Source organism: Psychrobacter sp. WY6 (assembly GCF_018448495.1).
GTDB lineage: Bacteria > Pseudomonadota > Gammaproteobacteria > Pseudomonadales > Moraxellaceae > Psychrobacter.
Genome location: NZ_CP049902.1, coordinates 3,341,485 through 3,368,099, shown reverse-complemented (window position 1 = coordinate 3,368,099; position 26,615 = coordinate 3,341,485). Strand labels below are relative to the sequence as shown.

At 42.4% G+C, this 26,615-nt stretch carries 19 protein-coding genes and 7 pseudogenes; 17 read left to right on the top strand and 9 right to left on the bottom strand.

What is annotated here, in order from left to right; all coding sequences use genetic code 11:
• Positions 1–106 precede the first annotated feature (106 nt).
• Positions 107–2,494: pseudogene (gene lon / locus G7Y90_RS16880) on the bottom strand (endopeptidase La).
• Positions 2,433–2,756, bottom strand: coding sequence for a hypothetical protein (locus G7Y90_RS19420; RefSeq protein WP_502937382.1), 324 nt, complete (start codon positions 2,754–2,756; stop codon positions 2,433–2,435). Before G7Y90_RS19420 ends, lon begins: the two are co-directional and overlap by 62 nt.
• Positions 2,757–3,150: 394 nt before the next feature.
• Here G7Y90_RS19420 and G7Y90_RS16875 point away from each other — a divergent pair.
• A pseudogene (locus G7Y90_RS16875) lies at positions 3,151–4,522 on the top strand (Na+/H+ antiporter family protein).
• Between the two features lie 746 nt (positions 4,523–5,268).
• Here the strand turns inward: G7Y90_RS16875 and G7Y90_RS16870 are convergent.
• Both G7Y90_RS16870 and G7Y90_RS16865 read right to left on the bottom strand, forming a co-directional pair.
• Positions 5,269–5,433 (bottom strand): hypothetical protein, encoded by a 165-nt coding sequence (locus tag G7Y90_RS16870; protein ID WP_250162992.1) that lies wholly within the window; start codon positions 5,431–5,433, stop codon positions 5,269–5,271.
• A complete protein-coding gene (locus G7Y90_RS16865; RefSeq protein ID WP_250162991.1) occupies positions 5,433–6,164 on the bottom strand; it encodes a 5-formyltetrahydrofolate cyclo-ligase in 732 nt (243 codons plus the stop codon). The genes G7Y90_RS16870 and G7Y90_RS16865 overlap by 1 nt, the downstream gene beginning before the upstream one ends.
• Positions 6,165–6,278: 114 nt before the next feature.
• Between G7Y90_RS16865 and fumC the strand changes: the two are divergent.
• A pseudogene (gene fumC / locus G7Y90_RS16860) lies at positions 6,279–7,681 on the top strand (class II fumarate hydratase).
• 437 nt (positions 7,682–8,118) lie between these two features.
• On the top strand, positions 8,119–8,550 hold the full coding sequence (locus G7Y90_RS16855; protein WP_193008759.1) for an ACP-like domain-containing protein: 432 nt from the start codon (positions 8,119–8,121) through the stop codon (positions 8,548–8,550).
• Positions 8,551–8,639: 89 nt separating this feature from the next.
• On the opposite strand, the gene G7Y90_RS16850 is transcribed toward G7Y90_RS16855, so the two are convergent.
• The 4 genes and pseudogenes from G7Y90_RS16850 to G7Y90_RS16835 all read right to left on the bottom strand — a co-directional run bounded on the left by G7Y90_RS16850 (position 8,640) and on the right by G7Y90_RS16835 (position 12,318).
• Positions 8,640–9,452 carry a MipA/OmpV family protein gene (locus G7Y90_RS16850; RefSeq protein ID WP_060491661.1) on the bottom strand — a complete coding sequence of 271 codons (813 nt, stop codon included), beginning with the start codon at positions 9,450–9,452 and terminating at the stop codon, positions 8,640–8,642.
• Between the two features lie 229 nt (positions 9,453–9,681).
• Positions 9,682–10,439, bottom strand: a pseudogene (locus tag G7Y90_RS16845) (rhomboid family intramembrane serine protease).
• 375 nt (positions 10,440–10,814) lie between these two features.
• A pseudogene (locus tag G7Y90_RS18705) lies at positions 10,815–12,003 on the bottom strand (alpha-hydroxy acid oxidase).
• Between the two features lie 36 nt (positions 12,004–12,039).
• Positions 12,040–12,318 (bottom strand): glutaredoxin family protein, encoded by a 279-nt coding sequence (locus G7Y90_RS16835; protein WP_250162990.1) that lies wholly within the window; start codon positions 12,316–12,318, stop codon positions 12,040–12,042.
• 265 nt (positions 12,319–12,583) lie between these two features.
• On the opposite strand from G7Y90_RS16835, the gene mtgA reads away from it, so the two are divergent.
• The 6 genes from mtgA to G7Y90_RS16805 all read left to right on the top strand — a co-directional run bounded on the left by mtgA (position 12,584) and on the right by G7Y90_RS16805 (position 17,361).
• Complete coding sequence (mtgA, locus tag G7Y90_RS16830; RefSeq protein ID WP_250162989.1) at positions 12,584–13,270, top strand: monofunctional biosynthetic peptidoglycan transglycosylase; 687 nt, start codon at positions 12,584–12,586, stop codon at positions 13,268–13,270.
• 211 nt (positions 13,271–13,481) lie between these two features.
• Positions 13,482–15,689 (top strand): polyphosphate kinase 1, encoded by a 2,208-nt coding sequence (gene ppk1, locus G7Y90_RS16825; RefSeq protein WP_250164024.1) that lies wholly within the window; start codon positions 13,482–13,484, stop codon positions 15,687–15,689.
• Between the two features lie 373 nt (positions 15,690–16,062).
• Positions 16,063–16,233, top strand: coding sequence for a hypothetical protein (locus G7Y90_RS16820; RefSeq protein ID WP_250162988.1), 171 nt, complete (start codon positions 16,063–16,065; stop codon positions 16,231–16,233).
• Positions 16,234–16,308: 75 nt separating this feature from the next.
• Positions 16,309–16,560, top strand: coding sequence for a hypothetical protein (locus G7Y90_RS16815; protein ID WP_250162987.1), 252 nt, complete (start codon positions 16,309–16,311; stop codon positions 16,558–16,560).
• 128 nt (positions 16,561–16,688) lie between these two features.
• Positions 16,689–17,075, top strand: a complete 387-nt coding sequence (locus G7Y90_RS16810) for a hypothetical protein (RefSeq protein ID WP_250162986.1) — start codon at positions 16,689–16,691, stop codon at positions 17,073–17,075.
• A 79-nt stretch (positions 17,076–17,154) separates the two neighbouring features.
• Positions 17,155–17,361, top strand: a complete 207-nt coding sequence (locus G7Y90_RS16805) for a hypothetical protein (RefSeq protein WP_211181220.1) — start codon at positions 17,155–17,157, stop codon at positions 17,359–17,361.
• A 155-nt stretch (positions 17,362–17,516) separates the two neighbouring features.
• Here G7Y90_RS16805 and G7Y90_RS16800 read toward each other — a convergent pair whose 3' ends face one another.
• Positions 17,517–18,212 (bottom strand): MiaE family protein, encoded by a 696-nt coding sequence (locus G7Y90_RS16800; RefSeq protein ID WP_420825201.1) that lies wholly within the window; start codon positions 18,210–18,212, stop codon positions 17,517–17,519.
• A 681-nt stretch (positions 18,213–18,893) separates the two neighbouring features.
• Here G7Y90_RS16800 and G7Y90_RS16795 point away from each other — a divergent pair.
• The 8 genes and pseudogenes from G7Y90_RS16795 to G7Y90_RS16770 all read left to right on the top strand — a co-directional run bounded on the left by G7Y90_RS16795 (position 18,894) and on the right by G7Y90_RS16770 (position 26,549).
• Positions 18,894–21,087: pseudogene (locus tag G7Y90_RS16795) on the top strand (malate synthase G).
• A gap of 728 nt (positions 21,088–21,815) precedes the next feature.
• Positions 21,816–22,870: pseudogene (locus tag G7Y90_RS16790) on the top strand (porin).
• A gap of 194 nt (positions 22,871–23,064) precedes the next feature.
• Positions 23,065–24,699 (top strand): CTP synthase, encoded by a 1,635-nt coding sequence (pyrG, locus tag G7Y90_RS16785; RefSeq protein WP_045444494.1) that lies wholly within the window; start codon positions 23,065–23,067, stop codon positions 24,697–24,699.
• Positions 24,700–25,070: 371 nt separating this feature from the next.
• Positions 25,071–25,316: a hypothetical protein gene (locus G7Y90_RS19415; protein ID WP_502937381.1), complete on the top strand. Its 246-nt coding sequence runs from the start codon at positions 25,071–25,073 to the stop codon at positions 25,314–25,316.
• Positions 25,317–25,383: 67 nt separating this feature from the next.
• Complete coding sequence (locus G7Y90_RS19410; RefSeq protein ID WP_502937380.1) at positions 25,384–25,500, top strand: hypothetical protein; 117 nt, start codon at positions 25,384–25,386, stop codon at positions 25,498–25,500.
• A gap of 25 nt (positions 25,501–25,525) precedes the next feature.
• On the top strand, positions 25,526–25,699 hold the full coding sequence (locus G7Y90_RS19405) for a hypothetical protein (RefSeq protein WP_502937446.1): 174 nt from the start codon (positions 25,526–25,528) through the stop codon (positions 25,697–25,699).
• Between the two features lie 175 nt (positions 25,700–25,874).
• Positions 25,875–26,012, top strand: coding sequence for a hypothetical protein (locus G7Y90_RS16775; RefSeq protein ID WP_250162984.1), 138 nt, complete (start codon positions 25,875–25,877; stop codon positions 26,010–26,012).
• Positions 26,013–26,324: 312 nt separating this feature from the next.
• On the top strand, positions 26,325–26,549 hold the full coding sequence (locus G7Y90_RS16770) for a heavy-metal-associated domain-containing protein (RefSeq protein ID WP_011280902.1): 225 nt from the start codon (positions 26,325–26,327) through the stop codon (positions 26,547–26,549).
• Positions 26,550–26,615: the final 66 nt, after the last annotated feature.

Sequence of the window (26,615 nt, the reverse complement as noted above, 5' to 3'; positions counted from 1 at the left end):
GCATAAGGTCTTAACCAGATTGTTGTTTATTATTACCAAAAGAAGCCGCCCATCGTTATGATGAGCGGCTTTCTGATTTATAAGACTGGATTAATAACTAATCAGATTAGTTATGCAGCGCCTTGCTTGAGGTTTTATCAACCGTCACTTTCGCAGGCTTAAGCGGAACTGGCATACTGACCAAAGCAACTTTTAATATCTCATCAATCGTTGCCACTGGCTGAATGGTCAGACCAGCTTTCACGTTATCAGGAATATCGGCCAAGTCACGCTCATTAGTCGCTGGAATCAACACATGCTTGATACCACCGCGATGGGCGGCCAATAGCTTCTCTTTTAGACCACCGATACGCAGGATTTTACCGCGCAGTGTAATCTCACCTGTCATGGCGATATCTGGACGAATAGCAATGCCCGTCAATGCAGAGACTAGCGCTGTGGTAAGAGCACCACCAGCAGAGGGACCGTCTTTCGGGGTCGCACCTTCTGGCATATGCACGTGGACATCCGTGGTTTTAAAGGTCTCATAATCGATACCTAAGCTATCACCGCGAGCACGTACCACGCTCATGGCAGCGCGAATCGATTTCATCACATCGCCGAGTGAACCCGTAAAGCTGAGCTCGCCTTTACCTTTCATCGCCACCGCTTCGATGGTTAATAACTCACCACCGACTTGTGTCCAAGCAAGACCAGTGATACGACCAATCTCAGGCTCTTCTTCAGCCAGACCATAGTCATACTGATGGACGCCGAGATAGTCATCGATGTTTTTGTCATCGACCACAATTAGCTGACGTTCTGCTTTCTTCGGAGCACGTGCACCATGAGTTTCAACCGAACCGCGAACCACTTTACGGCAGATTTTATTCACTTCACGCTCAAGGTTACGCACACCAGCTTCACGCGTATAGCTTCGCACGATGCTATGCAATGCCGCTTCAACAATCTCAATCTCGCCTTCTTTGAGACCGTTATTCTTGATCGCTTTTGGCACAAGATACTTCTGCGCGATATTGACCTTTTCTTCTTCGGTATAGCCCGGCAGACGAATGACTTCCATCCGGTCAAGCAGGGCAGGCGGGATATCCATGCTGTTGGCAGTACAGATACATCACTTGCGATAAATCTAAGTCCATATCTAAATAATGGTCGTTAAAGTATCGTTCTGTGATGGATCTAACACTTCAAGCAACGCTGATGCTGGATCACCGCGGAAGTCTTGCGCCATCTTATCGATTTCATCTAATAAGAATAGCGGGTTTTTAACTTCGACTTTAGCCAGTGACTGAACGATTTTACCTGGCATCGCGCCGATATAGGTACGGCGGTGACCACGAATCTCTGCTTCATCACGCACTCCGCCTAGTGCCATACGTACAAACTTACGACCAGTCGCACGGGCAATCGACTCGCCTAATGAGGTTTTACCAACACCTGGAGGACCGACTAAACAAAGAATCGGACCGCGAAGTTTTTTCACTCGTGACTGTACGGCGAGGTATTCTAAGATGCGATCTTTCACATCTTGCAAGCCGTAATGATCTTCGTCCAATACCGTTTTTGCTTTTTCTAAATTGATGGAAACCTTGGTTGTGGCATTCCACGGTGTGTCCAAAATCCATTCAATATAGTTGCGCACCACGGAAGACTCTGATGAGGCAGGTGGCATCATTTTGAGCTTTTTCAGCTCCTGATCCGCTTTTTTGCGCACATCTTCTGGCAAGTCGGCATCTTCTAGACGCTGCTCTAGCTCAGCCACATCATCTTCGCCATCGAACGCGCCGTCATTCATATCTGACAGCTCATTTTTAATGGCTTTCTTCTCATTTAAGAAGTATTCGCGCTGATTGTCTTCCATTTGCTGACGGACAGCTTCTTGGATATCTTGTTCGATATTTTGTTCAGCACTCTGCTTAACCAAATATTCGGTTAAGGTATTGATATGGGTTTTAAGATCATCATTTTCTAAGAATGATTGCTTAATATCTAAATCCATCGACACACGGGTCGAGATGAAATATACCAACTCAAGCAAGTCATCGATACGTTTTGCCACACGAGTCAGCTCGCGAGCATTACGCAGACGCGCATCCGCATAGCTTTCAAATAATGTGGTTAATGCTTGAATCGTGTTTTTCTGCTGGCTCTCATCCATACTGACATCAAGGTCAGCACGCTCAAAGCTTGCCATTAATAATGTATCGTGATTTTCTATATTATCAACGCGCGCACGATATTGACCTTCGATCAATACTTTGATGCAGTTCTCATCACTGTCATGCGGCATGGTACTGACGATGCGGCAAACCGTCCCGTATTGATACAAGTTGTCTTGATCAATGTCTTCAGTCAGCGAGTCTTTTTGTGCCACGACCAAGACTTTATTGCCATACTCAGTCTGTGCCAATTCAACGGCTTTTACCGATGGCTCACGACCGACGAACAAGGCAATCTGCATGTGCGGATAAACGACAACATCGCGCAATGCCAGTCAGTAGTGGTAAATAGTTTTCTGTACCGTCACCTTTTATACTATCGTCTTTCGCGTCATCGTCTTCAATAGTGTTGTCCTTGTCTTCATTATCTTTATCATCACTATCTTTGCTATCACTATCTTCAACGCGATCAGCTGTTGCAGCTACATCACCTGTCGTATCGTCAGGCGCGCTGTCTCGCTCCTGATCATTAGCAACAGTAGATGAAACGTCGACATCGATGTCGATATTGTCTTGGGCAATTTTATGTTCACTCATATATTCTTCCTCGTTCACCAGACTTGTAAAGTCAAGTTCGTGGTTCATGTTTAGATAAATGGTGCTCACCGATAAAATTGCAAGGCTTGTGGGCAAAGTCACACGCTTATCTGCGCAAAATAGTTATATCTATCTAAAGACTGCGAGTCATATTGTTATTTATAATTTTAAATATTAGCTGAAATTTAATGTATACAGAGCATGGGTAATAAGTGCATAGCTAACACCTATTGGGTTCTGTGCGTAGGATTTGTGTGCAAAATAAGGTAAACTGACGCGCGTGTTAAACGGTGGTTTTAGCGTCAAGCGGTTTAGAGGCGAGGATGATATCCATCATCCATGAGATATTAATAGGTCTTCATCAGGCTATAGCAGACAGAATAAGAGGCAATATATGACCATCAATGCGGTACTGCTGGCAGTCATCATCATGCTAGGGCTGTCTTTGGCGCGTGTACACGTGGTACTCAGCTTATTAATCGGGGCGCTGCAGGCGGACTCATCGCTGGTTTGGGTATGACTGATACTTTGAATGCCTTTCAAGAAGGTATCCGTAATGGCGCGCAAATCGCGCTGTCTTATGCGCTGCTTGGGGCGTTTGCGGTGGCAATCGCGCATTCTGGCTTGCCACAGTCACTGGCAGGGGCGGTGATCAAACGCATTGATGCTGGCGGCGCAGGTATAGGGGCAGGTGGCATGATTAAATACATGCTGTTTGCAGGTTTAATCACCATGAGCTGCTTTAGCCAAAACTTAATCCCTATTCATATTGCCTTTATTCCATTGCTAGTACCGCCATTATTACTCGCCTTCAATCGCATGCACATTGATAGACGTTTAATTGCTTTCTACTGACTTTTGGTCTCGTGACTACTTATATGTTTATTCCGTATGGCTTTGGTGATATTTATCTCAATCAAATCATGCTGAAAAACGTCGGCGAAGCAGGCATTGATATCAGTAACATCTCAGTCACCAAAGCCATGGCAATTCCGGCTTTGGGTATGTTTGTAGGCTTACTCGTCGCCGTATTTATCAGCTACCGTAAACCGCGCCAGTATCAGCAGCTAGCAATTGATAAAGCTGCGCATGATGAAGTGTTAGAGGGTGACGCTTTAAGCAAAACTGCAGCTAGTGCGCAAACACAAAGCAAGATGAAAACGCTGGTTGCGCTCGCCGCAATTGTGACGGCATTTGTGGTGCAGATGTATACCGACTCACTTTTGCTTGGTTCAATGTTTGGCTTTGGCGTCTTTATGGCAACGGGCGTCGTTAAATGGAGTGAAGCCGATACAGTCTTTAATGACGGTATCAAATTGATGGCGATGATTGGCTTTATTATGATTACCGCGCAAGGCTTTGCAGAAGTGATGAAAGCAACTGAGCAGATTCAGCCATTAGTTGATGGTGCCGCGTCATTATTCGCAGGTAATAAAGCGATAGCCGCATTTATTATGCTATTAATTGGTTTAATTGTGACGATGGGTATTGGTTCGTCATTCTCGACCATTCCTATCTTGGCCGCGATTTATGTGCCGCTATGTATCTCTTTAGGGTTTTCGCCTTTAGCAACCGTGGCGATTATTGGTACGGCTGGCGCGTTGGGCGATGCAGGTTCTCCAGCGTCAGATTCGACTCTTGGACCCACTTCTGGTCTAAACATCGACGGTCAGCATGACCATATCAAGGACAGCGTAGTGCCGACATTCTTGCATTACAATATTCCATTATTGATATTTGGTTGGATTGCGGCGATGGTGTTGTAAGGTTGTAAAATACCTAAGTTATAAGATAATGAAAAAAAGACGCTTTTCTAAGCGTTTTTGGTTTTCAAAAAATCATTTAATTAGGAAAAATCTTAAGAAACCAATGTTATCTCTTCATTGTGTGAGCCTTGTTTAAAGTCTCTTATCCCTTTAGATAGAAGGTATAGAAAAAATAACTCAATCACAGGATCATAAATCCGCTCTAGTTTTAGATTGCCATTACTGTAGTCTATGATTGATAAACCAAATAAAACTAGCAAATAATAAGACTATAGGAGAAATTATGGCAATAAAGCGGTGAAAAAATATATTATTAGGCTGCCTTATTCGTTTTATTTCAATATAGTTGTCAATGCAAAGGTAAAAAATGCAACTAACGCAAAAGAAAAACTTCTCAGCTCGGCAATATCAAAATCATTGTAATCATAAATATAAGCAGCTGGTGGAGAAACAACATAATTACCCAAAAGTAAAAGCAGACTTGTAATGAAGCGGGTGACATGAACTCTTTTTTTGCTTTATTCATGGTAGATTGAACCAGTGTTGTAATGATAATTATTTACAGTAATTGTATTTCATAATTTAAAAATAAACAATAGTCCATATCATGTAATATATCAAGAGGTTACTAATATAGTAGCTCTTCAATTGACCAGTTGGTGATTTCTTAGTTATCTGTACTTTTACAAATCTTTCAACTCACCATTCAAATTACTCAAAAACATCACTTTGCGCCAGTAATTCATTTAAGCGTTCTCATTAACCACCTTTGCTAATTCATCGGAGTCGAAGGACTGTTCTTGACTGTAGTAACGCAACTCTCTAGCGTCCTCGTTACCTAACGTTTGCAAATACTCATCCACATTATCAGCGCTAGAGTTAGTATCCATTGCTTGCTTATCATCTTTCATCAAAACCACCTTATGCCGCTTGGCGTAATTAAGCCATCTAGTGGCACATCCCACGGTTGCCGCTGTAATTGTTCAACCACTTGAAAATCATAACACCAGCCAATTTTTAATGGCTTTTTAGCGCCTGACCGATAGCTTTTGTTAAGGGTCGTATCATAAAAGCCGCCACCCATACCCATACGATTGCCGTTGAGGTCTACCGCTACTAATGGACAGATAATCACATCCAATTCTTGCGCCCAAAGTAAACGGCGATGATGGTTTTGCTTCATCCCTAAATGATGAATCCGTGTCGGTATGTTAAGTAGCTTTGAATGATAAACAGGCACAAAGCGCAGGTGTTTATCCTCGTTGCCATTGCTAGTACGACCGAGCGAACCAACCACAGGCAGATAAGGTAAATAGCCTAAGCGTTGACACCAGTCTAATATTGGCTGAGTAGGTAGCTCACCAAAGCCATCGTAATATAAGCCAATACGCGCACGCGGAGGTAAGCGCTGTTGCAACTTGATTAAATGCAAGCTTGCAGACTGAGCATATTGTCTGCGTGTGCCATCACTTAATTGGCGGCGCTGGCGGGTAAATAGCCGTCTGGGCGGATTGCTAAAGGTAGATGTATTCGACTCAGCATTTTTTAACTCAGGATGCATAGATATACTATCCAATAATGTATTAAATTGATGATGGCTGTTGTTTTTAGAGAGCAGCAATGGCGATTTGTGAATATTCAACACGCCTTAGTCATGCTATCATAACGCCACTTTACAGCGTATTTTCCTTTATGTGCAGCGTGTGTTGCACTTTTTTCGAAGCAGCTATACAACAAACCATCAAAGAGGGTAGTTATGTCGACACAGAATCAGGCAACTCGTACCGAAAAAGATACCATGGGCAATGTGGAAGTCCCAGCTGACGCTTATTGGGGTGCGCAAACTCAGCGTAGCCGTGAGAACTTTAAAATCGGTGGCGAGACGTTGCCACGTCCAATGATTGAAGCAATGGCGCTAGTGAAAAAAGCCGCTGCGATTACCAATGCCAGCCTTGAGCGTATCGAAGGCGATAAGCGCGATTTAATCGTGCAAGCCGCTGACGAAGTCATCAACGGTGGTCTAACCGATCAGTTCCCATTGGTTGTATGGCAGACGGGTTCTGGTACCCAGTCAAATATGAACATGAACGAAGTATTAGCCAACCGTGCTAACGAAATCGCAGGGAACGCGCGCGGCAGCTACACGCCAATTCACCCAAATGATCATGTCAACCATGCACAGTCTACCAACGACAGCTTCCCAACCGCGATTCGTGTGGCGGCTGCTCGTCAGATTAATAGCCTATTGATTCCAGCGGTAAAGCACTACGCGATACACTAGCTGCAAAAGCCAAAGAATTCGATAGTATCGTCAAAATTGGTCGTACGCATTTACAAGACGCCACGCCTTTGACTTTGGGTCAAGAATTTAGCGGTTATGTGAGCCAACTTGACCATTCATTGACTCGTATCGATAACGCGCTACAAGGTCTATATGAATTGCCACTAGGCGGCACCGCGGTTGGTACTGGTCTAAACGCCCATCCTGATTATGCGGTAAAAGCAGCTGAACAGTTATCAACCTTGACTGGTCTGCCATTTGTCACCTCACCGAATAAATTTGAAGCACTAGCGGCTCGTGATGCTGAAGTGTTTGCTTCTGGCGCATTAAAAACGCTAGCAGGTAGCTTAAATAAAATCGCTAATGACATACGCTGGTTAGCGTCAGGTCCTCGTTGTGGTCTAGGCGAATTGACGATTCCTGAGAACGAGCCAGGCTCTTCTATCATGCCGGGCAAAGTGAACCCAACTCAGTCAGAAGCGATGACTATGGTTGTCGCGCAAGTGATGGGTAACGATGTCACTATCAGCATGGCAGGCGCGTCAGGTAACTTTGAGCTTAACGTTTATAAGCCAGTAATTGCCTTTAACTTGTTGCAATCTGTCAAACTACTTGGTGATGCGTGCAACAGCTTCAACGAAAACTGTGCGGTTGGTATCGAGCCAGTAAAAGATAAAATCGATGACTTCTTGCACAATTCATTGATGCTGGTCACTGCGCTTAACCGTCATGTTGGTTATGAGAATGCTGCGAAAATCGCTAAGACGGCATATAAAGAAAACAAAACCTTGAAGCAAGTTGCAGTTGAGTTAGAGCTATTAACTGAAGCACAGTTTGATGAGTGGGTTATTCCTGCTGATATGGTCAATCCTAAGTAAGTAGTAGACCAAATAATGACCTGCTACGGTGTCAGACTCGCTTAATGTACGATAAGTACAATTCGCATTCGTCTTTCTGGTAGCAGCGTCATATTTGTTCCACTTAGAATTTATAAATAAAAAACCTTGTCATCCTTTATAAACGGATGTGCAGGGTCTTTTTTTTATCTATCAATTGAAGCACATACATCGAGAGAAACAATGTCTTACCCTCAAACAACAAGCCAACTAATATTTATAACGAGAAAAACTAAAACTTTGGCTAGAATAGGCACATAGGTAAGTGATGATGAAAAATATTTTTTAAATTATCATAGTAAATCAACACATGCACAATAAGAGCGAACGATTAGACTAACTAAAAATAGTTCGCCGCTAACGTCCCTGTTTGTATTCTCTTATCTATGACCATTCTAATTATATCATTGAGGTAATTTATGAAAAAGTTAATGACCGCTCTATCATCAGCTGGTATTTTGATGGCAATATTAGGTTCTGGTTCTGCCATGGCTTACTCGGACCAAGTAATGGAACCAAGCGAAAGCTATGACACCGCTGTTAAAATTAGACAAGTCAACTATACTTGCCAAAGCAACAAGAAAGTAAGCGTGACTTATGGCTTTAATAAAGAGTATTTACCGACCTTTGCAGAAGCCAATCTGAACGGCAAAAAAAGATTTTTACCGATTAACTTAGGTCGTTCTGACAATGTTGGTACCGTGTTTGGTGATGAAGACAACTTTAGTATTATGACGGGCGCACTGCGTTTAAATAACTATCATAAATCATCGGCTAATATACAAAACGCTAAGAGTGAAATCCTTTATAAAGGTTGTAATGTTGCTTCTATCAAAAAGCTTAAAGGCTAGTTTCTAGCAGACTTATAGATTTAGAGAAATTAAAAGACCTTGTCACATAATACGACAAGGTCTTTTTATTATCGAAAATCTAAGCTGAATTAAAACTTATAAAGCAAACCAAGCGTTGAGGTTGACTCAGTACGCGAATCAACCATAGGACTATCATATTGCTCATTCGGCAAATAGCTTAAGCTTTGATTGGCAAACAATGCCCAACGTTCATTGAAATCATAGTTGGCACTAATGTTAACGTAAGGGTTCAAGCTCGAATTGGACTTATAAGCGGCGACGCCTGTTTCCGCTGACTCTTTTTCACTGACGCCATAATAGTATTCATTATAGTCAGCATCGTTGTATTCAAAGCCAATGCTTGGATAGACCGTTAGCTTGTCTTTCGTAATTCTAGCAAGATAGGTCAAGCGGGCAGTATTGCCACCACTACGATCTAAAACATCAGTCGCGATTTGAGCACGGAAACCACCAACGGGCGTGCGGCGCAAATAAGTCAGGCCAGCAGCGACTGATGCTTCACGCTCATCAAGACCTTGTAATGCGCCTCTAGCATCATCAGGATCGAAATCGTTGCCAGCGAGCTGAGCATAAGCCGACAGCTGATTTTTGCCATCATTAATGATATAAGCACCCGCTTGAGCACCGCGCACATAGAATCTATTGTTGTCATAAAACGCGCCCGGTAACACACGTACATCGAGGCTGTCTTCCATATCGTAGGCTGAGTTGACGGCTATGACGTTGACGCCTACGCTTAATACAGCGTCTTGGTCAGTAGGTAAATTGTCCTTAAAAAGTGCAGCATTGGACATACTGGCGACACTAAATAACGCGGTAGCCGTTAATGCGCTAAGCATGACGCGCGTAGAAATATGAGGTAGCGCTACAGGTTTAAACATAATAGAGTCTCGTGAATGGATGAAATAATTGGGGGCAATCGTGTATAGTCAAGAAATTTTAGAATCGCTACAAGGCGACCGACCGCAGATAGTAAACTGAGTACATCTAGGGCGGGTAACACCGTAGCGGTTTAAAAGTGCTCTGACTGTAGCAAGAAGCGAGTAAGGAAAACCTAACCAGTAAGCTGTTATCATGAATTATTTAGCAATGATAAATAACTATGAAGGTTTACTCAATGGTTTTTAATACTTGTATTTGATTATGAATATCTTGCCACCACCAAATAAAGCCAATGCTAATCAGTAGCATCATTAGCCATGGTAGTAATTGCCAAATAAGGATAGATTTGGTCGCTGTTTCTTGTTCACTAAGGAGGCTGCGATTAGCATGAGTATTTAAGTGTGAGTTTACAGCAGAGTCGGGGTGGAAACTGCTGTTATTGTCAAAATCAACATTATTAAAGTGCTCGTTATTAGCAGAAGAGTCAGTATCGCTGCTTGCTGGAAAATTGATATAAGTCGTTCGATAACGGTCTTCATAAGTAGCGGGATTAGGTATATTCTGTAACGCTATTGTCATACGCTGACGGTAGGCGATTGCGAATGCCAGTGCAATCACTAAGCCAGTCACCGCGCCGCCGATATGCCCCGCATTGTCGATACCCGGTACGGCAAAACCATAAACAAGGTTAATGCCCATGATAAATATCAAGCTTTTAAGATTGAGCACCATGCCATTGACCGATATTTTAAACAGTGCGGCTATTAATAGTGCTGCGCCGATACCCATGATGCCACCTGACGCCCCAGCCGATAGACCCGGTTGACCAGTTCCTTCTACGATACTGTGCCACGTGACATAGTTATTCAGTAAGTTGCCCCCAATCGCCGCCAGTAAAACAATGCCAAAAACTTGGCTGAGCCAAACATCGGCTCGGCAATCTGCCCAAAGAAATACATGGCAAATCCATTAAACAATAAATGCATCAAGCCGATGTGTAAAAAGGCACTGCTGACCAAGCGCCACGGCTCATCACCCATGGTAAATGGCAATGCATTGGCACCCCATTTTAAGAGCGCCTCAGTCGATGGATTATTGGCATCGACGCCTGTCAGTACCTGCATGATGAATAACCCGATAAAGCTGGCTAGTAACAGCGTGGTGACAGGGGCTGTTTTTAATAATTGTTGAATGGTCATAAAGGTGAGATATCATTAGAATGTTATAAATAGAGTATAAAGGGTATGGTCAAATAATGTCATACATCTGCATGACATTATGATTTGATGAGTAGTACTCTTAAACGATTAGTACTCTTAAACGATTAGTGCCCTTAATAGTGGATCGTTTTAACGACATGTTTAACGATTAGCAACTTTGAGGTTCTCATAAGTGCCTTTTACCAATATATCAGTGGTAACCTTATTGATATCAGTATGACCACAGAACGCCATCGATAGATCGCATTCTTTATGAATGATTTCCAGCGCACGGCGCACGCCATCTTCACCATAAGCGCCCAAACCGTAAAGAAAAGCGCGACCAATCATCGTGCCTTTTGCACCCAATGCGCGCGCTTTTAGTACATCCTGACCCGAGCGAATGCCGCTGTCTAACCACACCTCGATATCGCTATTTTCAGCCTGCACCGTTTGTACGATATCGGATAGGGCAGATATGGAAGAGAGGGCGCCATCTAATTGACGACCACCGTGGTTTGAGACGACCAGTGCATCGGCACCGCTACGAGCAGCCATAATGGCATCTTCAGGTTCCATGATGCCTTTAATAATTAATTTGCCGCCCCACATATCTTTGATGCGCGCCACGTCATCCCAGCTCAAGCGCGGATCAAACTGCTCTCTCCGTCCAAGCGGTGAGAGAAGATAAGTCGTCGACGCCTTTTGCATGACCGACGATGTTGCCAAAGCTATGACGTTTGGTGCCCAGCATATTCATACACCACTGAGGCTTGGTCATCAAGTTGACGATATTGGCAAGTGTAGGTCTAGGCGGTGCAGACAAGCCATTTTTGATGTCCTTATGGCGCTGTCCCAGCACTTGTAAATCCGCGGTGAGGATCAATGCCGAACAATTGGCATCTTTCGCCCGCTGAATTAAATTGGCCACATAGTCATGATCGCGCATCACATATAGCTGAAACCAAAAGGGCTTGCTGGTATGAGTGGCGATATCTTCGATAGAGCAGATACTCATGGTCGATAGCGAAAACGGTATGCCGAATTTTTCTGCTGCCTGCGCTGCATGAATCTCGCCATCCGCCCACATCATACCGGTAAAGCCAGTGGGCGCGATGGCGACGGGCATTTTTACTTCTTCGCCAATCATGTGGGTTGCTAGACTGCGATTGTCCATATCTACCAATACCCGCTGGCGTAACTTGATACGGTCAAAGTCGGTTTCATTGCTACGATAAGTCGTCTCAGTCCATGAGCCTGAATCCACATAATCATAAAACATACGCGGTACTTTACGTTCGGCAACGCGGCGCAGGTCTTCAATTTCAGTAATTTTGCTCAAATTTTTCATTATGTTCTCGCTACATCGTTTTTTATTGTAGGATTGCTATGATTGTATGAAAAGTTGCTGTAAATCCATGACTGAAAATGGATAATTTAATCGTGTTGATGGTGTCAAAATCACCGGAATAGTGGTGGCAAACTCCATCATCAATGGTTCATCGAAATGAGCGATATCGACCTGTTGATAGGCAATCGGCTGTACGGCTTGAAATTGAGTCAGTACTTGCTTCGCGATGTCGCACAAATGACAGCCAGACGTTCCAAGTAACCACCATTTATCTTTATTTTCAGCATGACCAAGATCGGGGTTTGCAGCAACCATACGTTCCCGTAAGGCTTTATATTATTATCATCGTACATATTTATTCTCTTGTCTTAATACTTGTCACAAAGTTTCGGTTTTTAGGACTTCGATTGCCAGTATAAATACTACCTGATCTTTTTTACGTAGGCTGTATGGCATGATAAAGAAGTGGGGTAAGTAATGACAGCGATTGTGAGATTAGGTAAGATGACCTGCTGTTTTTAATTACTGGCTCTTCAGCTCATCTTATCTTATTACCTTTTCAGTCACTTGGATATCGCGCATGGCAAGTTTTGGCAAATTTTTCAAACGATTATTGATGGCAATCATGCTATTGGTCGTCGCATTCCATATATTAGTCGCTGGGCTACTATTAATTTGGAAAACGCAGCCGATTAATAACAGCATGTTTATGCTGACTCATCGTTTGACGGGCGGTACTGTCACCCAAACTTGGGCTGAATACGATGCCATCGCAAAATCTGCCAAACAAGCCGCGATAGTGAGTGAGGATTCGACATTTAGTCAGCACAATGGTTTTGATTTCAAAGGCATTGAGGCGGCACGTAAGAAAAATGAAGAGACGGGTAAGATGTCCGCTGGTGGCTCGACGATTACCCAGCAGCTAGCAAAAAACTTATTTTTGACCTCGCATCGCTCGTATGTTCGTAAAATTGAGGAAGCGATTATCACTGTCATGATTGAGACATTATGGGATAAGCAGCGTATCTTGACCGCTTATCTTAATGTGGCAGAGTTTGGCAATGGTATTTATGGTATCGAAGCAGCAGCTCAGCATTACTTTGATAAATCTGCGGCCAAGCTGAACCGTGATGAATCAGCCTTACTTATCGCTATGTTGACCAATCCAAAATACTACGAAGACAATCAGGGTGATAGACGTTTACGCAATAAACAACGTATTATCAAAAAGCGCATGAGCAATGCGGTGTTACCACAATCGGCTTAATGGATTGTACCTATGACCATTTAATAAATAGCGCTGTGTTTTTGAATGATAGTTTCAAGTGATGGTTTTAAGCGATAGTTTTGAATGGCAGTTTCGAGTAGTAATGGATGAAGAAAGAACCCTGATAAATTTCTTAGTGGAAAAGCGATTATAAAAGACAATTGGTATTGAAGATGATGGCGTATCGATAACGCAAAGGAGTAGTGACGTGATGGATGTGAATAATAAGCAGGACACTGATAGCAATAATACGGTGATAGCAGTTGATAATAAAAGCCATACAGAGAGTCGCAATGACCATTTAACTGAGGTTGCATGGCAGCGTTCAGAAGACGGCAGCTATTCACCCAGCAGTTATATCAATCGCGACTTGTCTTTATTACAGTTTCATTTACGTGTCTTAGCGCAGGCGGCAAGTCCTCGTCATCCGCTACTTGAGCGCTTGTTTTTCTTGATTATTTTCTCATCGAATATCGATGAGTTTTTTGAGATTCGTGTCGCAGGCATTATGCAAAAGCTAAATATGGGTGATGTCTCGACCAGTGTTCATGGCATGCGTCCCAGTGAAGTGCTGAATGAGATATCCACCGTAATGCACGATGCCATCGCTGAGCAGTATCGTATTCTCAATGAAGATATCTTACCAGCACTGGCGCTTGAGGATATTCGTTATCTAAAACGCGATGAGCTAAATGCTGAGCAGTCGGCATGGATGAAGCGCTACTTCACTGAGCAAGTATCGCCAGTGTTGACACCGATTAGCATCGATCCGGCGCATCCGTTTCCGCGTTTGGTCAATAAGAGCTTAAACTTTATCGCCACTTTAGAAGGTAAAGATGCCTTTGGTCGTGATATCAATCTAGCGATTGTGCCCGCACCGCGCAGTTTGCCACGCGTGATTCGCCTGCCTGATGAGCTGACAGGTGGCAAAGAACATCACGTCATGCTCTCAGCTATTATTCATGAGCATATCGGTGAGCTGTTCCCTGGTATGAGTGTGACGGGCTGCCATCAGTTTAGACTGACGCGCAATGCCGATTTAGATTTGGCTGATGATGTTGAAGATATTGCTAAGGCTCTGGAGGGCGAGCTAGAAAACCGCCGCTTCGGTGATAAAGTGCGGCTAGAAGTCACCACCGATTGTCCAACGCCTATCAGTGATTATTTGCTCAATGAGTTTGAGCTGCATGACAATCAGCTGTACCGCGTCAATGGTCCTGTCAACTTAACGCGCTTATTGTTTGATTTCAATATTCCAGCGCTGCGCTATCAGCCCTTTACCCATGTAGTGCCAAAAGAGTTCCGCCGTGAGATGGATAAGCTGGACAAAGCAACCAGTATGTTTGCCGCCATGCGTAAAAGCGATGTGCTAGTGCATCATCCTTTTCATGCATTTTCACCGATTATCAATCTGCTTTGGCAAGCGGCGAGCGATCCAAAAGTGTTAGCGATTAAGCAGACATTGTACCGCTCAGGCACCAATTCAGAAATCGTTAAAGCATTGGCTGCTGCTGCTCGTAATGGCAAAGAAGTCACTGCCGTCATCGAGCTGCGTGCGCGTTTCGATGAAGCCTCTAATATCGCCGTCGCCAATTATTTGCAAGAAGCGGGTGCGGTCGTCGTGTACGGGATTGTCGGCTATAAAACCCACGCCAAGCTGATGCTCATTGTGCGCCGTGAGGATGATCGAATCCGCCGCTATGTGCACTTAGGGACGGGCAACTATCATGCCGCCAATGCTAAAGTTTATACCGATTATGGTTTATTTAGCGCAGATCCTGATATCTCAGAGGATGTACATAATATATTTCAAGAGCTGACGGGAATGGGCAAGCCTGCCAATCTCAAAAAGCTGCTGCATGCGCCTTTTACCTTGCATGATAAGTTGATAAGCTTTATCGATGATGAAATTGCTCATGCAAAAGCCGGCAAGCGCGCTCATATTATCGTTAAGGTTAATGCTTTAACCGAACGTCGATTGATTAGCAAGTTATACGATGCCTCGCAAGCAGGCGTCAAAATCGAGCTCATCTTACGCTCCATGTGTTGTTTGCGTCCGCAAGTAAAAGGTCTATCAGAAAACATTACCGTACGCTCTGTTATCGGGCGTTTTTTAGAGCATACGCGTGTTTATTATTTCTATAATAATGGCGACGAGCGCTTATATTGTGGTAGTGCAGACTGGATGGATCGTAATTTATTTCATCGCGTCGAAGTGGCGTTTCCAATCGAAGACAAAAAACTGTTTCAACAAGTATATCAAGACGGTTTACTTAACTATCTGAAAGACAATACCCAAGCGTGGATACTTAGCGGTGATGGTGTTTGGCAGCAGCTGCAATCAGCCGCAGGTGAAACGCCGCATACCGCTCAAGAGTATTTATTAAAAGTGATTAATGGCGTTGACGCATCAAGCTAGCTTAATATTTCAACGACATCTTCAAAGTGGTAAACACGTCTTTACAATCAATAAATATCAAGCAAAAAACCAAGTATAGAGTACTTTCTATGCTTGGTTTTTTTTTGGATAAACGATTTGTCTAAGTTACAAACTGTCTTGTAACCTCACATTTATTCACATATTGATACGGCAGCACACTAGTGCAGTACGTTATCTCATCCTTATAATCAAGATCAGCCCTCACGCTATTATTAAACGGGTTTGATGGTTTAATAAACAATTAGCACTCTAGTAATTCATGCAAAATTGCTCGTATTACTATCATTGATCGTATTACGAAAAAGAGTAGGGACTGCCTAAATCAACGAATTATAAAAATAGGAAAAATCTTATGAGCAATACCGATAATGACACATCAGATATCAAAAAAGCTGCTGAGCAAGCAGATAGTCAGAAAATTGCGCGAAATCTCAAAGACAATAAAGAGGTCGATGCGCCTGAAGCATTAAGTAAAGACGAGCAAACCTCTTTTATTGAAGATGATTTGCGTACGGATAAATGATAAATAAGCTGTGATATAAATATTTGGATTAACTTATTTTATCTATGAATGACATATTGATGCGAGGGAACTGCAATGCCAAATAATACTCATCCAAACCATGAAGAAGCGGTACCAGTTAGTGATCCAGCCGCCTTACACCCAGACAATGTACAAGACAGTTATGAAGGTCGTAAGCACGAACCTAATATCGATGGTCCACAACAAGAGTCGCAAGAAACCGACGAGATATATGTTGACCCTCGTAAAGAAGAGAATTTACCCGCTGGTGGCAAGAACGTCGCAGATTTGAATGCTTATGATTTGAGCCAAGAAGGCAATGAATAGTATGAATTGCTAGCTAGCTAGGTTGAGTTGGGTATTAAGTTAGGCTCACCATTTGCTAAACCGCCATAAAAAATCTAAGCACATTAAGCAATTGCTAAAACACGAATAACAATAATAAGGATATAGCCATGCAAACCAATGATCCAGCACTTACCAAGACACGCATCAGTGAAAATGATGACTCAATCAATAGTCATGATTCTGCTAATAGCCTACCTAGTAGTCCTACTTCTAATGAGCATAGTGATAGTGGTATTGAAAAGAACATCACTGAAAATAAAGGAACGGATACTTTTAAAGAAGGCGTCGTCAACTCAGAGCATGTCAATGATAATGACAACCCTGCACGTCAGCCTGATCGCCGAGACCAAGAAGGTAACGCCTTTGATGATGGCGTGAATGAGCATACGATGGTTAGCGAGACATCCAAAAGCGAAGGTATTAACAACATGAATCGTTATGCAAATATCGATAATGCTCAAACACGGGTGTTAAATCCTGATGAAAAAGATTAATAGCTTTTTATAAAAAATTGATTAAATACAGATTTTTTATCTTTATAGAATGACTATTATGATAATAAGGAGTGGAGTAATGATGAATACGCCAGATGACAAGGCTGTCAACCAAGAAGACCATCAGTTAAGAGATGCGAACGATAACCATGGCATCGTACCTGATGATGCGCTACAAAAAGTCAATCCAGCAGCGGCAGAAAGGGCAACCGATAATCACGATCCTCATCATGTTGCGAAGGATAGTAAACAGTATGACAGCTCATTAATGAAAGATGATAAATAACCATTCATTTTGCTATAACGAAGTTTAAAAAAAATGTTAATAAGTGAGGTAACAGACCAGAGCATTAAACTTGGCTAGTTACTTCACTTTTTTGCTGTATAACGTTCACTGTATAAGAGGGTATCTAATCTAAAATGATACCTAATATTACGTATTTAAGCAGGTGTACCGCTATGAAAGCGTAGCTCATGATCTGGGCTAGAAATCAGTTCTGCTTCTACTTCTTTGAAAAATGCGACACGCTCATCAATATTATCCTCAGACAGTGATTGAGCCAAGGCTAAATAATCCTCAAAGTGACGACTCTCCGACTTAAGTAAGTAGCGATAATACTTTGCCAAGCGTTCGTCGTCGATGACTTCAGCAAGGGCGGCAAAACGTTCACAAGAGCGTGCTTCGATAAATGCGCCAATTATCAACACATCCACCATCGCTGCTGGCTCATAAGTACGTTTGTGTTTTAGCATGCCTTTGGCATAACGTCCAGCACTTAGATATTTCCACGCCTGACCACGGTCATTCATAATACCTAAAACCTGCTCATAATGAAGCATTTCTTCACGTATCAATTGTGCCAATTTACGCTGCAAATCATAAGAAAACTCATAGCGGAATATGAGATTCATGGCAGTGCCAGCGGCCTTTTTTTCGCAATTGGCATGATCTTGAATGATCAGCGGTACATTCGCAATCGCCGCATCAACCCAAGCTTGTGTTGTGCGCGCACCCAAAAAATTATAAACAGCAGATAGGTCAACCTTTATCGGGGTGCGTAGCTTTGTGATATCAACATCGTCCTCATCTATCTCGTCTTTTACTATACTAGGTTCTTCTATATTGCTGTCGTTCATAACTTTGTCGTTACTGTTCTTGGTTCTTATATCTTCTTTATTCATAGTGTTTGCCATAATCGAACGTTTAAAAGGTCTTTTTTTAATATTAAATAGATAACAGTTAAGCATAAATCCGTGAGGTAATGATTACTGACAGTTTGTCTATGCGATATCAAGTATTGATGGATAAGCACTAATAAAACCTCTTAGCGCCTGTCTCATATAGATTATCATTATAATACAACCCCAGTATTTATCTAGTGAATGATGTTTTCTTGTTTATTTCTTTATTTGATAGTAGGATGATATTTTGCTTAAGCGCTATTTTGTCTTACTATTGATGTGTCGCCATATTGTGTTGTCGCAGTGGTGATGCTTGCCAATGTTATGCAGTTGAAACCGTTTACAGTAGGTGCAAGGCAACCGAGCTCAAATCGTACACTGAGTACATTAAGCAAGGTTGATACCATCATCCGTTATAAATGCGTTGACCATGCTAATGGCTAATGCAGCAAAAATATAGGTTAATAGCATAGCATAAATAGTTAATTCGCTAATCACCACCAGCTTGTATGATATATCAGTAGGTTTGCTTAGTATTTCATCTAAATTTGGAATAGATGCCTAAGACCGACAATGTGTAATCATTGCGGTAGCAACTTCGTATTCACACCCCTCACGAACAGATAAGGATAAAACATGAGCCAGTCTTCTAACGCCAATCGTATTCAAAAAGGCATTCTTGCCATCGACCAGCAATTGTATGACTTTATTGAAAACGAAGTGCTACCGAAAGTCGGTGTTGATTCAGACAGTTATTGGTCAGGTTTTGAAAAGGTCATTAAAGAGTTTACGCCGCGCAATAAAGCATTGCTTGCAACTCGTGACAAGATTCAAGCGCAGATTGACCAGTGGCACCTGCAACATCCTGCCAAAGACGGCAACATTGATTATCCTGCTTACAAAGCATTCTTACAAGAGATTGGCTATCTGTTGCCAGAAGGCGATGATTTTAAAGTTAGCACAGAAAATGTCGATGACGAGATTGCTCATATTGCAGGCCCGCAGTTGGTCGTACCAGTACGTAATGCGCGCTACGCATTGAACGCAACCAACGCTCGTTGGGGCAGCTTGTATGATGCTTTATACGGTACTGATGTTATCAGTGACGAAAATGGTCAAGAAGCAAAAGGTGGTTACAACCCAACTCGCGGTGCTGCTGTCGTTGCTTATGCCAAACAATTCCTAGATGAAAACTTTGCATTGGCGTCAGGTTCATATAACGATGCGACCGGCTTTAAAGTGGTCGATGGTAAGCTTGAAATTGTCCAAGGTGATAGCAGTACTGAGCTAAAAGATGCCGAAAAATTCGTTGGTTTCGTCGGTGATGCAGAAAGCCCAACGGGTATTTTATTAAAAAACAACGGTTTGCATGCAGAAATTCAAATAGATGCCAACCATCCAGTCGGTAAAGACGACCCTGCACATATCAAAGATGTGCTGCTAGAGTCAGCTATTACGGCAATTCAAGATTGTGAAGATCAATCGTGCCGTCGATGCAGAAGAAAAAGTGGAAGTGTATCGCAATTGGCTTGGTCTCATGAATGGTGACTTGCAAGAAACCTTTGAAAAAGGTGGCAAAACCCGCACACGTCAGCAAAATCCAGATCGTGAATACACCACACCAGATGGTGGCAAGCTGATCCTGCCAGGTCGTTCGTTATTGCTGATTCGTAACGTCGGTCACCTCATGCAAAACCCTGCAATATTGGTCGACTTGGGTGATGGTCAAGAACAATATTTGAAGGCTTGATGGATGGCTTGATTACACCACTATTAACGCTCAATGACCTTAAGGTAAAAATGCGCTATCAAATTCACGTAAAGGTTCAATGTATATCGTTAAACCAAAAATGCATGGTCCTGAAGAAGTCAAAATGGCCAACGATTTATTCAATGCAGTAGAAGACTTATTAGGCTTAGAGCGCAATACCATCAAAATCGGTATCATGGATGAAGAGCGCCGTATGACGGTCAATTTGAAAGAAGCCATCCGCCAAGCGAAAGAGCGTGTCATTTTCATCAACACAGGATTCTTAGATCGTACTGGTGATGAGATGCATACAGCATGAATGCAGGCCCATTTGTACCTAAGGGTGAGATGAAGTCACAAGCATGGCAGCCAGCTTATGAGCAGTGGAACGTTGATATCGGTTTAGAGACTGGTTTACAGGGTGTTGCTCAGATTGGTAAAGGCATGTGGGCGAAGCCTGACGAGATGAAAGAGATGATGGACACCAAAGCTGCACATCCTAAGTCTGGAGCCAGTACTGCATGGGTACCATCACCAACAGGGGCAACCTTGCACAGCATGCACTATCATCAAGTGAGTGTTGCTGATGTTCAAGACAGCCTAAAATCACGTGAGCGTGCCAGATTAGACGACATTTTGACCATTCCATTAGCAAAAAATACCAACTGGACTGATGAAGAGAAGCAGCAAGAGCTAGACAATAATGCTCAGGGCATCTTAGGATATGTTGTGCGTTGGGTAAACCAAGGCGTTGGTTGTTCTAAAGTACCGGATATCAATGATGTGGGTTTAATGGAAGACCGTGCGACCTTACGTATCTCAAGTCAACACATTGCCAACTGGTTGCATCACGATGTCGTGAGCGAGCAGCAAGTGATGGATACGATGAAGCGTATGGCAAAAGTGGTTGATGAGCAAAATGCAGGCGATAGCGACTATCAGACGATGGCAGATAACTTTGACCACTCTTATGCCTTTAAAGCGGCCTGTGATTTGGTATTTAAAGGTCGCGAGCAGCCAAGTGGCTATACTGAGCCATTATTACATCAGGCACGTCTTGATCTAAAAGCAGGCTGCTAATATTGCGCAGGTTAATATTAGAATATGGCATACTTGACATTCTATTATGATACTGTCATAACTGAATGAGGCTTGTTATTGGCTTTTATACTTAATAAGTCTGTGATAGCCATTGACTAAGGTTATAGTCTGGAAACAAGAGCAGTGAAAATACCTTTTTTACTGTTCTTGTAGCAATTTTCCGATCTCAATTGTGACTGTCAGTATGTCATAAACCACATTTATTATTTTTCATTAGCCGTACTTGTTAATGAACAAGTACGGCTTTATTTTTGTTAATGAAAGGGTATTCATTACGCTAGTTTCAAGTTCTTGGTAATTATATTAATCAATAGTATCTTTATCTATTTGAGCGGATAGGGATTTTTTTACAATGACCTACATTCTATAGTAGATATGGCATTCAACAAATACTGGGTTTAAAAATCTAAAAAAAATGTTGCAAATTATGTCAAAGTTGTTATGCTTGTATTCGAAGTATGAGTTTGGTAACGGATGTTACGCAACGGAGCGATAAAGACCTAAGATTACATGGCAGTTACTTTTTAATCCCAGTTATGTAAGTCATTGTTTTTTTCATCTTACTGTAATAGAACTTCGCCACACTTGTTTCTGACTAATCTCGGTAGCCAGTTACACATTATCTTTGAGGATTTGTGACGATACCATTATGAGCACCAGCTAATCATAGCTAGCTTATTACTAAAATTGTAAAGTGGAGATACCCCATGAAAAAACTACTTTTAGCTACAGCAGTTGCTGCCCTATCTGTATCTGCAGCCAATGCAGCACCGACTGTCTATGGTAAAGCATTCTTAGCTCTTGACTATGTCAATGCAGATTTCAATGCAACTGCGGCTGGTGAAGATTTCGATGAAAACACAGTAGAAATCAACTCTCATTCTTCACGTTTAGGCTTTAAAGGCTCTGAAGCCATGACAGCCAATACTGATGTTATCTATCAATTAGAGTATGGCACAAGCATCGATGGTGATAATGCTACTTTCTCTAACCGTGATACTTATCTTGGTATTAACAACAAGCAGTTCGGTGAGTTCCGTGTTGGTAAAAACCAATCTAGCCTAGACAGAATTAACAACGTTGTTGTTAACGAAGGCTATTGGGATAACATGGGTACTAACGAAATGGAAGATGACGTTGTTGAAGCGTTGAATATGGCTGATAGTGGTCGTATCAATAGCTCAGTTATTTGGACTGCACCAAAATACAACAACCTACCATTAGAATTGTCTGCTATGTATAGCTCTGATGATGATAATTTCAACAATGATGCTGGTTTTGGCGTTGCAATGATGTTTGACCAAGGTACTGGCTTCACTGCTGGTGTGGCTTATGACAAAGACCAAAACATCAATGGTGATATCATCCGTGGTACTGCAACTGTAGACTTAGGCAAATTCATCGCAGCCCCTGTAACACTTGGTGCACTATATCAAGTAGCTGACTATGACTATGCTCGTGATACTAAGAAAGAAAAAGGTTTAGTGGTTAGCGCTGCAATGGGTCTAACTAACTTTGCTCGTCCAGCATCTGTATACGCACAATACAACAAAACTGACAACCTTAATGGTTGGAATGATGCTAATTCAGATCAAATCGTGGTGGCAAATACTTCTTTAAAGACAACATCATCATGCATGCCTACGCTGGTATGAACAATGCTGATGATCTTAAAAGTCTTAATGTAGATGATGGCATGATAGTGACTAGAGGCGATGCTGAAGTATTCGTAGTTGGTAGTGGTCTAGAATACAAATTCTAATCTAAGCATTAGAATCTGATTATGAAAACTCATCCTTCGGGGTGAGTTTTTTTTGTTATATCCTTTTTGAGTGGGTAGTGCGTTATAATAGCTAAGTACTAAAAATTGAATGTTTCAAAGAGTTTATGCTTTTGCCCTATATTTTTTGACGTATTTTAGTAAAATCCTTCTTTACCAATTACCGACAGAGTACTATGACCAAGTTTATATTTGTGACCGGTGGGGTAGTGTCCTCACTAGGAAAAGGTATCACCGCAGCCTCTCTTGCAGCGGTCTTAGAAGCCCGTGGCGTGACCGTCACGATGACCAAGATGGATCCGTACATCAACGTTGATCCAGGTACGATGAGCCCATTCCAGCATGGCGAAGTATTCGTCACCGAAGATGGTGCAGAGACTGATTTAGATTTGGGTTACTACGAGCGCTTCTTACGCCATTCAAAAATGAGTAAGAGCAATAACTTCACTAGTGGTCGTATCTATCAAAACGTGCTAAATAAAGAACGCCGTGGTGAATATCTTGGTGGTACAGTACAAGTTATTCCACATATCACTGATGAAATTAAGAGTAAAATTTTAGCCAGTGGTGAAGGTTATGATATCGCTATTATTGAGATTGGCGGTACCGTTGGTGACATCGAATCGTTACCATTTATGGAAGCCGTCCGCCAAATGCAAGTGGAGCTTGGTCGCAATAGAGCTATGCTGATGCATTTGACGCTAGTTCCTTACATTGCTAGTGCAGGCGAAACCAAAACCAAACCAACGCAGCATTCAGTAAAAGAGCTACGTTCTATCGGCTTGCAGCCTGACATATTGATTTGCCGCTCTGATCACCACATCTCGCAAGACAACCGTCGCAAAATAGCGTTGTTCACTAATGTGGAAGAGCGTGCGGTTATTATGTGTGAAGATGCGCAAAGTATTTATCAAATACCACGCACGCTTCATGAGCAGGATCTTGATGATTTGATCTGTGAGCGTTTTGGCTTAGATGTACCAGAAGCAGATTTGAGTGATTGGGACAAAGTGGTTGAAGCGCAGCTTAATCCTGAAATGAGCCTTACGGTAGCGATGGTTGGTAAATACGTCGAGTTACCTGATGCTTATAAGTCGATCAACGAAGCACTGCTGCATGCTGGTATCACTCATAAAGCCGATGTCAAAATTGACTATGTTGATGCTGAGCGTCTAGAAGACGATGACAGCTTATTGGCGCAGCTACACAATGCTGATGCCATCCTAGTACCGGGTGGTTTTGGTGAGCGTGGTACCAATGGTAAGATAAAAGCCATCACTTATGCTCGTGAAAACAACGTGCCATATTTAGGTATTTGCCTTGGTATGCAGTTAGCAGTGATTGAATACGCGCGTAATGTACTCAAAATCGATGCCAATTCTTCTGAGTTTGATCGCAAAACGGCAGAGCCTATCATTGGTCTCATCACTGAGTGGTTAGATGAGCGCGGCGAATTACAGATTCGTAGCGATGACTCTGACCTTGGTGGCACCATGCGTCTAGGCGCGCAGCAAGCCGAATTGGTTGCTGGCAGCAAGCTTAGCCAAATCTATGGCGCCAAAAATATCACTGAGCGTCATCGCCATCGTTATGAGATGAACAATCGCTATATCGAGCCATTAGAGCAAGCAGGCATGACCATATCTGGTTATTCTGCCAAGCAGCATCTAGTAGAATCGGTCGAGATTGCTGATCATCCTTGGTTTGTCGCCGTACAGTTCCATCCTGAATTTACCAGCTCGCCACGCGGTGGTCATCCACTGTTCAACAGCTTTGTAAAAGCGGCTAAGAACTATAACGAAAGCAAATAATCGTTAACGTATAAAAATTACATGTATAAAAAGACTGATCTTCGGATTGGTCTTTTTTTTGCATTTAATTTTATGACTGTGGCTATGAATAGATTTTTTTTAAGCAATACATGACAATTTTTTTAATGGTTGGTCAGCAATTACGCTTAACCCCTTTTTTCTGAGTCTATCGGTTACAATATGGGAGAGAAATATTAATAACAATAAAGAGGGCAACGACTTCATGCAACATTTATCAACGCGCAATCACATATCAAACTTACTACGCCAAATGGCAATACTCTTAATATCGTAACGACCAGCCATTCGTGTTGTTCGGTGGTATGAATTCTTAGAATCAAAGGAATTGGCCTTCGAGATTGCAGAGCAATATGTCGAAATATGTCAGCGTTTGGCATGGCTATGTCTTCAAAGCCAGTTTTGATAAAGCCAACCGTTCAAGCCTGCACTCATATCGAGGTCCTGGATTAGAGCAAGGTATTGATTGGCTGGGTCAAATTAAAGAAAATTCCAAGTCCCTATTATCACGGATGTCCCCAACCTTATCAGCGGCACCCGTCGCTGAAGTCGCAGATATCATTCAATTACCACATTCTTATCGCGTCAGACAGATTTAGTACACGCTATGGCGAAGACAGATGCGATTATTAACATCAAAAAGCACAGTTTTTAGCGCCGCATGAGATGCGTCATATCGTTAACAAATGCCTTGAAGGTGGTAACGATTTGATCCTTTGTGAGCGCGGCAGTGCTTTTGGTTACAATAATTTGGTCGTTGATATGCTTGGTTTGATACCATGACAGATGGATATCCCCGTATTTTTTGATGTCGCATAGCTTACAGCAGCCAGGCGGCCGTAGCGATAGTGCAGGCGGACGCCGTGAACAAATCACAACATTGGCACGAGCAGGGATGGCGACAGGACTGGCAGGGTTGTTTCTAGAAGCGCATCCAAGCCCAGAACTGCAAAATGCGATGGTCCGTGTGCGCTACGTATGAGCCAGTTAGAGCCGTTTTTGCGTCAGTTGAAGCAAATTGATGACTTGGTCAAAGGCTTTGAGGTGTTAGATACCCATTAATGTATTCACAGACAATAAAAGGCTGAGATTATGGCGATGCAAACAGCAACAGTCAGTATCGAAAATATCGATGATGATGAAGGGTAAAGAGTGTGATGACAGCGCTGAAAAATATCACAGGGGTGACGGCCATCGAGCTTGATCCTGATAATAATGTTGCCACCATACGTTATGAAGAGACACACCAGTATCCATGCGTTTACGCGCGGCAATCAGTACGGTCGATTATGTGACTCAGCCATTTCCTCTTGATGCACCGCAAAACCCACGTCATGATGATTAGACGTTATTCTAAAATAAGCGCTATTGTCTGCCACTTAGGCATAAATTCACGGTTCTATTATTTACAGTTCCATTATTTACGGTTCTATTAATAAAGTGATAATCAAGAGCCTTGTTGTTAACCGTGATAGGGCTTAAGCTGGTTAAGCGCTATTTTTATAAGGTCTTAAAAGATAGCCGTCTTAAAAAAACAGTTATAAAAGCAATTCTTTAATAAAAGTATTTACCTATAAAAACTCAGTTACAAAAATAAGGAGCCTCTCATGGCAAACCAAACACGTATTATCAAAATTGATGGCATGACTTGCGGTGGCTGTGTGGCCAGTGTGCATAACGCCACTGCCGATATCGATGGCTTAGATGATATCAGCATTGAGCTGGCAGATAATCAAGCGACGGTTACTTTTGATGATAGCAAAACCAGTGTAGAGACAATTGCTGCTGCTATCGACGATGCAGGCTTTGATGCCACTGTTGCCAATGCTTAACTACTCCGTTTGTATTAAAAAACCGGCTATAAAGGCTGGTTTTTTAATGGTTAAAAATTATTAATA